This window comes from Pseudochrobactrum sp. AO18b, from assembly GCF_000409565.1.
In the GTDB taxonomy this organism is placed as follows: domain Bacteria; phylum Pseudomonadota; class Alphaproteobacteria; order Rhizobiales; family Rhizobiaceae; genus Pseudochrobactrum; species Pseudochrobactrum saccharolyticum.
Map to the genome: position 1 here is coordinate 1 of NZ_ANNO01000327.1, position 11,360 is coordinate 11,360.

Below are 11,360 nucleotides of genomic sequence, written 5' to 3' on the forward strand. Positions count from 1 at the left end.
CCAACCGGCGCATTGCTTCACGCATTTCATCAGCTGTGCCCGCATAGGAGAAGCGCATTGTGCGGTGACCTTCCAGCGGATCAAAATCCAGCCCCGGTGTAGCGGCCACATTAATCTCGGCAATCATTTTGCGGGCGAATGCCATGCTGTCATTGGTAAAACGTGACACATCGCAATAGGCGTAAAAAGCACCATCCATCGGTGCAGCCAGTGTCAGCCCCATTTTCGGCAGATGCTCGCCAAGGATAGAGCGGTTCAGCGCATAACGCTGCTTGATAATATCCAGCTCATCCGTTGCCTTAAAGGCCTCAATCGCCGCAATCTGTGACAGTTCCGGTGCAGAAATATACAGGCTTTGCGCAATACGTTCATTCGGGCGTACTGCCTCTTCCGGCAGCACCATCCAGCCGATACGCCAGCCGGTCATGCAATAATATTTGGAGAAGGAATTAATCACCGTCACACTATCATCAAAGGCCAGCGCAGTCTGGTCAGGACGGTCATAGGTCAGGCGATGATAAATCTCATCGGAGATCACACGGATATTGCGTTCGCGCGCTGCCTCCAGAATGGCTTTCAACTCTTCATCTTCAATGATTGCGCCGGTCGGATTGGCAGGACTGGCGAAAAGCACACCTTTCAGCGGCTTTTCCGCATGGGCAGCAATCAGGCTTTCGGCGGTCAGATTGGCACTTGCGCCGTCACCGGTCCCGATTTCAACAACTTCAACGCCAAGCGCTTTCAGAATATTGCGATAGGCCGGATAACCCGGACGGGTAATCGCCACGCGGTCTCCGGCATCAAAATAAGTCAGAAAGGCCAGATTGAACGCGGCCGATGAGCCGGTCGTCACGGCAATGCGCTGCGGGCTGACTTCAACGCCATATTGCTCAGCATAATGGGCCGCAATCGCTTCACGCAAACCAATCAGGCCAAGCGCATCCGTATAACCGATTTTACCGTCAATCAGGGCTTTTTGCGCAGCTTCACGCACGCGGAGCGGTGCCGGATCAGCAGGCTGACCAACCGCCATGGAGATCATCGGTGCGCCTTCTGCACGGCGCCGGTTCGCTTCAGCGAGCACATCCATGGCATGAAACGGATCAACTTCACTCCGGTAGGAAAAAACTCTCACTTCTCTGCCCTCAAAAAACACCTGCCCTGCCGCTTTATGAAAAACAGCCTGCAGAACCGGTTAAGCTTTAAACACCGGATGTTCCATAGCCCGAACTGCACAGTGCAACAACAGCATAACAATCACAAAATATTAGCTATAAAACAGCAAAACGAGCCGAAACTTTAAACTTCTTAAGCCTGACTTCAGTTCAGGTCATAAAAAAGGCCTGAAATATCATGAAATATCATGAAATAAACTGTGGTTCACAACTGCGGATTCCTGACGGAATATATCATTCTGTTTTTCGCATCCTGTAAGCTAGAACAGCATTATAAATATTGCAGCTGATTCACACCTGATGCATGTCCCTGTCCAAACTGACCTGTTTGGATACATCATGCGGTAAATGAAAGTGTCCGGAGCGAATGCGATACCGTGCTACCGCTCTTGATCGTTTTTAAAACAGGATTTTATTGATGGCCGAAACCGCACCTCTGTATACAGCCCCTGCGCCGCAACCGGCAGCACCGGCACCGGTTCCCGTCCGCAACAGGCTGCACCGCCCGCTTTCTCTGATGATTTCCGCCGTTATTCTGGCCAGTTCCGCAGTCACTGCCTCAGCGCAATCGCGCTCAGTACCGGTCGTGCGTGATGCAGAAATTGAAGCCCTCGTTACCGATTACACGACCCCAATTCTCAATGCCGCAGGTCTTGGCAAAAAGCGTATCGGTACAATTCTGGTCAACAGCCCGAGCTTCAACGCTTTTGTCGACGGACGGCGTATCTTTATCAATACCGGTGCCCTGCTCCAGTCTGAAACCCCGAATGAGATTATCGGTGTTATCGCTCACGAAACCGGTCATCTTGCCGGCGGCCATCAGGATCGTCTGCGTGAACAGCTCAAACAGGCCAAAACCATGGCAGTTATCGGCACATTGCTCGGCCTTGGTGCGGGGATTGCCGGTGCAGCCACCCGTAACAGCGCCATTGCCGGTGCCGGCGGCGGTATTGCTGCAGGCGGCGGTGAAATCGCCATGCGCAGCCTGCTGTCCTATCAGCGCACGGAAGAAGCAGCAGCTGACCGTTCGGCAATCAATTATCTGAATAAAACCGGCCAGTCCGCCAAAGGCATGCTGACAACATTCGAGCGCTTTGCCAGCGCCTTATCGATCAGCGGCACACAGGTTGATGCCTATCGCATCAGCCACCCGCTGCCGCGTGACCGTATTGCCAATCTGACAACTCTGGCTCATCAAAGCCCGTATTTTGAGAAAAAAGACCCGGAAGCCCTGCAGCTTCGTCATGATATGGCACGGGCAAAAATCGCGGCCTATTCCGGTGGCCTCGGCTCTCTGCAACGCATGTTCCGTAACAATCCGCGTGGCGTTGGCGCACGTTACGGCGATGCGATTTACACATTCCTCAATGGCAATCCCCGTAATGCCATTCCGAAAATTGATGCATTAATCAAAGAACAGCCAAAAAACCCTTATTTCCGCGAAATAAAGGGCGAAATGCTGCTGAAAGCCAATAATCCGGCCGGTGCTGCTGCCGAGTTCAAACAGGCTGCCGCGCTTGATCCACGCAAATCCAGCCTGATCCGTATGAGCTATGGCCGCGCTTTGATGCTAACCGGCAATAAAGCCAATATGGAAGCAGCTATCCGTGAGCTTAAAGCGGGTATGGTTCGAGATCCGGAATTTTCGGAAGGTTACGGCTATCTGGCACAGGCCTATGGCCAGTCCGGCCAGATGGGGCTTTCAGACCTCGCAACAGCGGATCAGCATTATTACGCAGGCCGCATCAATGAGGCCAAGATTTTCGCAACCCGTGCGCAGACACGCCTGAAATCCGGTTCGCCGGACTGGCTGCGGGCGCAGGACATCATCAATACCAAGACCAAAAAGAAATAAACCACGGTACCAATACCGGTTTTCCGTAACAGAACTTCACATTTCGCCAGTATGGCGGACTACCACCATTAACCCGAACGACAAGGCCGGTTTATCCGGAGTGATCCTATGACCATTCATTTCAAGCGCCGTTTAGCTACCACTGTTTTCGGCGCAGCTGCTCTGGTTTCTGCCGTTGCAGCTTCCCATGCACAAGAAGCAAAGCCGCTCGATAAAGCTGCCGTTGAGAAAATCGTCCGCGAATATCTGATCGCTAATCCGGAAGTGATGCTTGAAGTGCAGGACGCTCTGGAAGAAAAACAGGCTGCATCAGCCCGTGACAGCCAGTCCAAGATTATTGCAGAAAATCATGATTCGATTTTCAACGATGCCAATGATGCCGTTTACGGCAATCCGAAAGGCGATGTGACCATCGTTGAATTCTACGATTACAATTGCGGCTATTGCAAACGCGCAATGCCGGATATGCAGGCGCTGCTCAAAGCCGATCCGAATGTCCGCTTTGTCCTGAAAGAGTTCCCGATTCTCGGACCGGATTCCATGCGCACCCATCTGGTTGCACAGGCATTCAAGCGTCTGATGCCTGAAAAATACATGGAATTGCACGAAGCGCTGATGAAAGAGCCGAAAAGCTCTACCGAAGAGAGCGCAATGAAGATTGCCACCTCTTTGGGCGCGGACGAAGCAAAGCTGCGTGAACTGATGAAAAGCAAAGAGGTCGTGACCTCCTTCCAGAGCGCTTATAATGTTGCTCAGGCGCTGAATATTTCCGGCACACCGTCTTATATTATCGGTAATGAGCTGGTTCCGGGCGCTGTCGGTCTGGAAACATTGTCTGAAAAAATCGCTGAACAGCGTCAATCAAACACCGGCAACAAATAAAATTCATAATTTTATCTATAAAATTTGAATTTAGTGCCGGAAAATGCAGTTAAAGCCTGTACGGATACAATTTACAGGCTTTAACCGCAAAGCATTCGCCATTATATGGGAAGAGTTAAAGACTTCAGACAAGCTGAATTCATACGAATAACGGAATCGTAAAGCGACACCACACCCGATGGCACAAGTGATTTTCATTCTGAACGGCCCGAACCTGAATATGCTGGGTAAAAGAGAACCGGCAATTTACGGCTCGACGACCCTTGATGATATTCACGTAAACTGCCGCAAAGAAGCTGAAAAGCTGGGCGTGGAAATTGACTTCCGTCAGTCTAATCACGAAGGCGATCTGGTCACATGGATTCAGGAAGCCGGTGAGAAAGGCGCGCAGGTTCTGATTAACCCTGCAGCCTATACACACACATCTATTGCGCTGCTTGATGCCATTCGCGCAGCTCAGGTGACAGTGGTTGAGGTTCACCTCTCAAATATTCACGCCCGTGAAGAGTTCCGCCACAAATCCTTCGTTTCTCCGGTTGCCAAAGCTGTACTGTGCGGCTTCGGTGCGGAAGGTTATTTGATGGGTCTGCGGGCTCTCGCCGGTTATCAGCATAATCGCGAAAGTTGACCGGATTTTCAGAGTGGATTATGCCACGCATACCAAACCAGCATAATGTACCCTGACCGTCAGGCATATGCTAAAAGCAGTTAAGGCAAAAACGGGAACCGGTTTTCCGTTCAAAACTGCGAAAATAAAAATGGGAGCCTATTCCGATCTGCCTTAACCGGATCGGAATAGGCTCTGAAGAAACAACAATATATATCAGCGGTAAAGGGGCCAGACCCATGACGAACAAAAGCTCCGGTATCGATCAGGCGATCATTCGCGATCTCGCGAACATCCTCAAAGATACCGATCTGACAGAAATTGAAGTTGAACAGGACGATCTGCGCATTCGCGTTTCGCGCAATATCACTGTTCAGGCTGCAGCACCTCAGCAATATTTTGCCCCTGCTGCCGCAGCACCGGTTGCTGCCGCTGCGCCTGCTCCGGCTGCAGAAGCACCGAAAGCTGCTGACAAATCCAAAAATGCCGTGCCTTCGCCAATGGTTGGTACCGCCTATCTCGCACCGGCACCAGGTGCTAAGCAGTTCGTAGAAGTCGGCCAGAGCGTTAAAGAAGGCCAGACAGTTCTCATCATCGAAGCGATGAAAACCATGAACCAGATTGCTGCTCCGCGTGCAGGTACAGTGACTGCTATTCTGGTCAGCGACAGCCAGCCAGTTGAATTCGGCGAACCTCTTATCGTCATCGAATAAGATCTTTCACAGATCACGGCTGTATTTTCAAACATACAGCCATCGCTGACCAATTTGAATTAATGCATAGTCTGCCTCAGACTATGCCTGAGGCAGGAGCTCCGATGTTTCAAAAAATCCTCATAGCCAATCGCGGCGAAATTGCCCTGCGGGTGCTGCGCGCCTGTAAGGAGCTTGGCATCAAGACTGTTGCCGTTCACTCCACTGCCGATGCCGATGCCATGCATGTGCGTCTCGCAGATGAAAGCGTATGTATCGGACCACCATCATCGCGCGACAGCTATCTGAATATTCACCAGATCGTTGCCGCCTGCGAAATCACCGGTGCTGATGCAATCCATCCGGGTTACGGCTTCCTCTCCGAGAATGCCAAATTCGCTGAAATTCTTGAAGCTCACGATATTACCTTTATCGGCCCGACCGCTGCGCATATCCGCATCATGGGCGATAAGATCGAAGCCAAGAAAACTGCAAAACGCCTCGGCATTCCGGTTGTTCCGGGGTCTGACGGCGGGGTTGCCAGTGAACAGGATGCAATTCGTATTGCTTCCGAAATCGGCTATCCGGTCATCATCAAGGCTTCTTCCGGTGGCGGCGGCCGCGGGATGAAGGTTGCCAAATCGGCAGAAGATATCTCTGTTGCCTATAATACTGCACGCTCGGAAGCAGCTGCTGCATTCGGTGATGATGCTGTTTACATCGAGAAATATCTCGAAAAGCCGCGTCACATTGAAGTTCAGATCGTTGGCGATGGTGCAGGCAAAGCTGTGCATCTGGGCGAACGTGACTGCTCGCTGCAGCGCCGTCACCAGAAGGTCTGGGAAGAAGCCAATTCCCCTGCCCTGAATTCCGAAGCTCGTGACAAGATCGGTATGATCTGCGCCAATGCGGTTGCAGAACTGGGCTATCGCGGTGCCGGTACAATCGAATTCCTTTATGAAAACGGCGAGTTCTATTTCATCGAAATGAACACCCGTCTTCAGGTGGAACATACGATTACCGAAGCGATCACAGGTATTGATCTGGTTCATGAACAGATCCGTATTGCCGCCGGTCTTGGCCTGTCGGTCAAGCAGGACGATGTACGTTTCTCCGGTCATGCGATTGAATGTCGTATCAATGCGGAAAACGCACGCACATTCACACCGTCACCGGGCACAATTAAGCATTATCACACACCGGGTGGTCTGGGCATTCGTGTCGATTCCGGCGTCTATAGCGGCTATAAAATCCCGCCATATTACGACAGCATGATCGGCAAACTGATTGTGCATGGCCGTAACCGCGTGGAATGCCTGATGCGTCTGCGTCGTGCGCTGGATGAATTCGTCGTTGACGGCGTTGATACAACCCTGCCGCTTTTCCAGGATTTGATTGCCAATCCGGATATCGCCAATGGCGATTATGATATCCACTGGCTTGAAAAATATCTGGAAAAGAAAAACGCATCGGGTCAGTAACTCCGGTGGCGGGACGCAAATCCCCTCCGCCTCAAAATTTAAGTCCGGAGCTTCTGCTCCGGGCTTACGCCTCCGGCATTTTCCCTATGTCAGAAAGTGCTGATGATCCGGAAATATTCTGGGTACGACCGGAACAACGCGGCATTATCCCGCTCGATAAGTTCCACATTTCCCGCAGCCTGCAAAAAACACTGAAGCGCTCCCCGTTCGAGATCAGCTATGACACCGCCTTTGAACAGGTGCTGGAAGGCTGTGCGATCAGGCGGGATCCCAATGCCGGTACATGGATCAATCAGACGATCCGTGACGGCTATATTGCCCTGCACAAAGCCGGACACTGCCATTCTGTTGAAGCATGGCAGGACGGGCAACTTGTCGGCGGTCTTTATGGTGTGTCGCTGGGTGGCGCATTCTTTGGTGAAAGCATGTTCAGCCATGTCACCGATGCTTCCAAGGTCTGCCTCGTGCATCTGGTGGAGCGGTTGCGTGCACATGGCTTCAAACTGCTGGACACGCAGTTTACTACGGGGCATTTACAGCGTTTTGGCGCTGTTGAAATTCCTGCAAAAGATTATGAAGATATGTTGCTGCCAGCGATTTTAACGCCGGCGCAATTCTGAAGCTGCCAAACCTTATTGCGGCGCAGGAATGTCTGACGTCTGCTTGCAGTCTTTCAGCCAGATATCATACACCGGATGATCCACAGCATTCAGACCCGGACTATCGGCAAACATCCAGCCGGAGAAGATGCGGCGGATTTTACGATCCAGTGTGATTTCATCCACCTGCACAAAGCTGTCAGTGCGCGGTGCTTCATTATCCGAGCGGCTGTAGCAAACCTTCGGCGTTACCTGTAACGCACCGAATTGCACTGTCTCATTAATATAAACGTCAAAAGTTGTGATCCGGCCGGTGATCTTGTCCAGACCGGAAAATTCAGCAACTTTATTGGAAATACGCTCGGCACGTGCCTCAGATGCTACGCCCAGACCGGCAAGTGCCAGCCCTGCAACCAGCAGAAATGTTGTTCCAAAAGATCGTCCGGAAGAAACATTCATACACATTCTGCCTTTGGTACTGGTTGCATAAACGGATGCGGAGAAAACACCCGCCGGAAAATTAGCCTGTTCTTTGCGGCATTTGTGAGAAAAAGACTCGCCGGACAGGGTTTTCCCCAATCCAGAGCGGCAGACAGCTGCACCGGACGTCAATTTAGGGGAAAGATAAAGGCGGCACAGCTGAAAAACCATACCGCCTGTCAAATCTATCAGGACTGAAACTTAATTCGGTGTCCATGCATCATAGTCGCCGCCCACTTTAGGGCGCTGACCGGATGCGGAGATCGCACCCTGCGGGCGATAAGCATAAGGCGTGCCGGTCAGGTTCTGCTGGTGCGGCTTCTGCCATTCGCGTGGCTGATAGTTTTCTTCAGTCGGCGGCGTATCGGTGCGGTGATGCATCCAGCCATGCCAGCCGGCAGGAATAGCGCTGGCTTCGCTATAGCCGTTGAAGATAACCCAACGACGGGTGCGGCCTTCAGAATCCTTACCACCGGTATAATAAACATTACCGAACTCATCTTCACCAACGCGCTTACCTTTGCGCCATGTATGAAGACGGGTGCCGATAGTCTGGCTGTTCCACCAGGTAAAGACCTGAATAATAAATTTTTTCATAGCACTTCCGGATCCTGAACTATCCTGACCATAAAGGCGCAGGATCATGCAGATTATTCCCTGCTTATGCCCTTATCTGAGGCGCGTCGCAAGGGTCAAGTTGCCGCTGTTTTCAGCATTTCTCAGTTAAGTGATGCCATTAACACCAGAGAACACTTAACGCAAAAAACTTTGTACGGACGCAACAGGCACAATTAAATGCGGGATGCTCCGGTTACATAGACCAGCCTGTCAGAGACTTTTCCATTTTAATAACCGGAATATCCAGCTTCAGTGTACCCCAGTCATTCGTCTCGCCGGTCTTTTCAAAACCTTTGCGGGTGTAGAAGTCCAGAGCTTTCTGATTCTTGGCAATCACTTCGAGAGCAAGCTTCTCCACATCAGGAAAAGCCATTTCAATCTCCGCCAGCAACATGGTGCCGATACCCTGAACCTGCTGCTCAGGATCGACATAAAGCTGGTGCAGCTCCGCAATACCATCTTTGCTCTGGCTGGCATAAGCCATGCCGACGAGGTTGCCCTCGCCGTCATCCGCCACCACAAATTCCGAATAAGGCTTGGCCAGATTGCGTGTCAGCGCAGCAACAGAATGATATTCACCTGTCACCTTATTGACGGTCTCAACGCCCAGCACATCATCAAATGTAGCGTGCCAGGTTTTGACCAGCAATTGGTGCACGGCCTTCAGATCATCCTTATTTGCAGAGCGCAGCCACATTATTCGATGCCCAGTTTCGCTTTAACCAGATCATTCACAGCCTGCGGATTAGCTTTACCGCCGGTTGACTTCATCACCTGACCAACAAACCAGCCCGCCAGTGTCGGCTTTTCTTTTGCCTGAGCCACTTTTTCAGGGTTGGCAGCGATGATTTCATCAACGGCTTTTTCAATCGCGCCGGTATCAGTCACCTGCTTCATGCCGCGGGCTTCGACGATCTCTTTCGGATCACCGCCCTCGTTCCAAACGATTTCAAACAGGTCTTTTGCGATTTTACCGGAGATTGTGCCTTCCTTGATCAGATCAAGAATAGCGCCCAGCTGTTCCGGAGAAACCGGAGCATCTTCAATATCTTTACCGGCCTTGTTCAAAGCGCCGAGCAGATCATTGATGACCCAGTTTGCAGCAACTTTACCGTCACGGCCTTCTGCAACCGATTCGAAATAGTCAGCAATGGCTTTTTCAGTGATCAGGATGGATGCGTCATAGACAGACAGACCCATGGTTTCGACCAGACGGGTTTTCTTGTCATCCGGCAGTTCCGGCAGAGCTGATGCCAATTCATCCACATAAGCCTGTGTGAATTCCAGCGGCAGCAGATCAGGATCAGGGAAATAGCGATAATCATGCGCTTCTTCTTTCGAGCGCATCGAGCGGGTTTCACCCTTTACCGGATCATAAAGGCGGGTTTCCTGATCGATCTTCCCGCCATCTTCAAGAATACCGATCTGGCGGCGCGCTTCATATTCAATCGCCTGACCGATGAAGCGGATCGAGTTCATGTTCTTGATTTCGCAACGGGTGCCGAATTCACCGCCCGGACGACGCACAGAAACGTTCACGTCTGCGCGCATTGAACCCTGATCCATATTACCGTCACAGGTGCCGAGATAGCGCAGAATGCTGCGCAGCTTGGTCATATAAGCGCGTGCTTCATCCGATGAGCGGATATCCGGTTTGGAAACGATTTCCATCAGCGCCACACCGGAACGGTTCAGATCGACATAGGACATGCTCGGATGCTGATCGTGCAGGGATTTACCGGCATCCTGTTCCAGATGCACACGCTCAATACCAACTTCAACATCTTCAAACTGGCCTTTGGAATCAGGGCCGACAGACACAGTTACAGTGCCCTCACCCACGATCGGCTGCTTGAACTGAGAAATCTGATAGCCCTGCGGCAGATCCGGATAGAAATAGTTTTTGCGGTCAAAAACCGATTTCAGATTGATCTGTGCTTTCAGCCCGAGACCAGTACGAATGGCCTGCGCCACACATTCCGCATTGATAACCGGCAGCATACCCGGCATCGCGGCATCCACCAGCGAAACATTGGCATTTGGCTCGGCACCGAATTCGGTGGAAGCACCGGAGAACAATTTGGAATTGGAAGTCACCTGCGCATGAACTTCCATCCCGATCACGATTTCCCAGTCACCGGTGGCACCGGAGATCAGGCGTTTCGGGTCTGGCGTGCGTGTATCGATAAGGGACATGGGCTCTTAAATCTCTGTTTTGCGGCGCGAGTTAAACTCCGCCGTTTTCTCATGCTTCTGGCTAAAACAAACCGGCCTGACTGGCAAGTGTTCTGTGCATCACAACAGCACTGTTTCAGCATCAATAAACGATCATGGCGCGGACTATAAACATTATGGTGCAACAGTGCACCCTGCATTGACGGAAAAAGTACAAATTCCCGTAACAAAGCATGGGCTTGTAAAGATAAATGACCTCACAGCACGGTCATATATCGACCATACCAAGCCGGCGGTAGAGCCGCTCTGCTCCAAAGGGGTTATTACTCTCCACTTTGAGACAAACACTCTCCGCACCGCGTAATTGGAAAACCTGAAAACAATGCAGCAATAAGGCTTCGCCGATGCCCTGTCTGCGCCAGTCGGTATGCACGACAATATCCTTGATAAAAGCACTGCTCCAGCAATGCGCAAAAGCAATGAGTTGCCCTTGGATATCTGTCACCGGAAAAATCAGACCGGCATCATATTCCTCATCATTGGACAGGGCCTGCCACCAGTCACGCAATGGCGGCACTGTATCGCCAACAGCTTGATAGGAAGCTGACAACAAAGCATGGAGTTCTGCAATCATATCCGGCCGGAAGGCGGATAAAATCACATTCTTTGGCCAGATAGGTTGCGGCTGTCCGTCGCTCAGCGATTTACATAAATGATAATACGGTCTTGGTTGCATTACACCACAATAACGCAACACGAGTGACAGTAAAGCACCTCTGACAGCAAACAAAAAAGA

12 protein-coding genes are annotated in these 11,360 nt (G+C 51.3%); 6 read left to right on the top strand and 6 right to left on the bottom strand.

Features of this window, described 5'->3' with window-relative positions:
- The coding region (locus A918_RS0112845) for an aminotransferase class I/II-fold pyridoxal phosphate-dependent enzyme (RefSeq protein WP_022711456.1) at nucleotides 1–1,090 on the bottom strand (1,090 nt) is incomplete at its 3' end.
- Nucleotides 1,091–1,692: 602 nt separating this feature from the next.
- On the opposite strand from A918_RS0112845, the gene A918_RS0112850 reads away from it, so the two are divergent.
- The 6 genes from A918_RS0112850 (at nucleotide 1,693) to aat (ending at nucleotide 7,312) form a co-directional block, all read left to right on the top strand.
- Nucleotides 1,693–3,030: a M48 family metalloprotease gene (locus A918_RS0112850; RefSeq protein WP_156831441.1), complete on the top strand. Its 1,338-nt coding sequence runs from the start codon at nucleotides 1,693–1,695 to the stop codon at nucleotides 3,028–3,030.
- Nucleotides 3,031–3,138: 108 nt separating this feature from the next.
- Complete coding sequence (locus A918_RS0112855) at nucleotides 3,139–3,912, top strand: DsbA family protein (protein ID WP_022711458.1); 774 nt, start codon at nucleotides 3,139–3,141, stop codon at nucleotides 3,910–3,912.
- Between the two features lie 178 nt (nucleotides 3,913–4,090).
- Entirely contained in the window at nucleotides 4,091–4,540 is a 450-nt protein-coding gene (gene aroQ, locus A918_RS0112860; RefSeq protein WP_022711459.1) for a type II 3-dehydroquinate dehydratase, read from the top strand.
- Between the two features lie 218 nt (nucleotides 4,541–4,758).
- On the top strand, nucleotides 4,759–5,232 hold the full coding sequence (gene accB, locus A918_RS0112865) for an acetyl-CoA carboxylase biotin carboxyl carrier protein (RefSeq protein ID WP_022711460.1): 474 nt from the start codon (nucleotides 4,759–4,761) through the stop codon (nucleotides 5,230–5,232).
- Nucleotides 5,233–5,336: 104 nt separating this feature from the next.
- Entirely contained in the window at nucleotides 5,337–6,692 is a 1,356-nt protein-coding gene (gene accC, locus A918_RS0112870) for an acetyl-CoA carboxylase biotin carboxylase subunit (protein ID WP_022711461.1), read from the top strand.
- A 5-nt stretch (nucleotides 6,693–6,697) separates the two neighbouring features.
- Complete coding sequence (gene aat / locus A918_RS0112875) at nucleotides 6,698–7,312, top strand: leucyl/phenylalanyl-tRNA--protein transferase (RefSeq protein ID WP_022711462.1); 615 nt, start codon at nucleotides 6,698–6,700, stop codon at nucleotides 7,310–7,312.
- A gap of 12 nt (nucleotides 7,313–7,324) precedes the next feature.
- Here the strand turns inward: aat and A918_RS0112880 are convergent, their stop codons facing one another.
- The 5 genes from A918_RS0112880 to A918_RS0112900 form a co-directional block, all read right to left on the bottom strand.
- Nucleotides 7,325–7,750: a DUF2155 domain-containing protein gene (locus A918_RS0112880; RefSeq protein ID WP_051139045.1), complete on the bottom strand. Its 426-nt coding sequence runs from the start codon at nucleotides 7,748–7,750 to the stop codon at nucleotides 7,325–7,327.
- A gap of 222 nt (nucleotides 7,751–7,972) precedes the next feature.
- Entirely contained in the window at nucleotides 7,973–8,368 is a 396-nt protein-coding gene (locus A918_RS0112885) for an NADH:ubiquinone oxidoreductase subunit NDUFA12 (protein ID WP_022711464.1), read from the bottom strand.
- A 214-nt stretch (nucleotides 8,369–8,582) separates the two neighbouring features.
- Complete coding sequence (locus A918_RS0112890; protein ID WP_022711465.1) at nucleotides 8,583–9,086, bottom strand: GNAT family N-acetyltransferase; 504 nt, start codon at nucleotides 9,084–9,086, stop codon at nucleotides 8,583–8,585.
- Entirely contained in the window at nucleotides 9,086–10,585 is a 1,500-nt protein-coding gene (gene gatB, locus A918_RS0112895) for an Asp-tRNA(Asn)/Glu-tRNA(Gln) amidotransferase subunit GatB (protein ID WP_022711466.1), read from the bottom strand. Before gatB ends, A918_RS0112890 begins: the two co-directional genes overlap by 1 nt.
- Before the next feature lie 247 nt (nucleotides 10,586–10,832).
- Nucleotides 10,833–11,360: GNAT family N-acetyltransferase (locus A918_RS0112900; RefSeq protein WP_022711467.1), on the bottom strand; the 528-nt coding region annotated here is incomplete at its 5' end.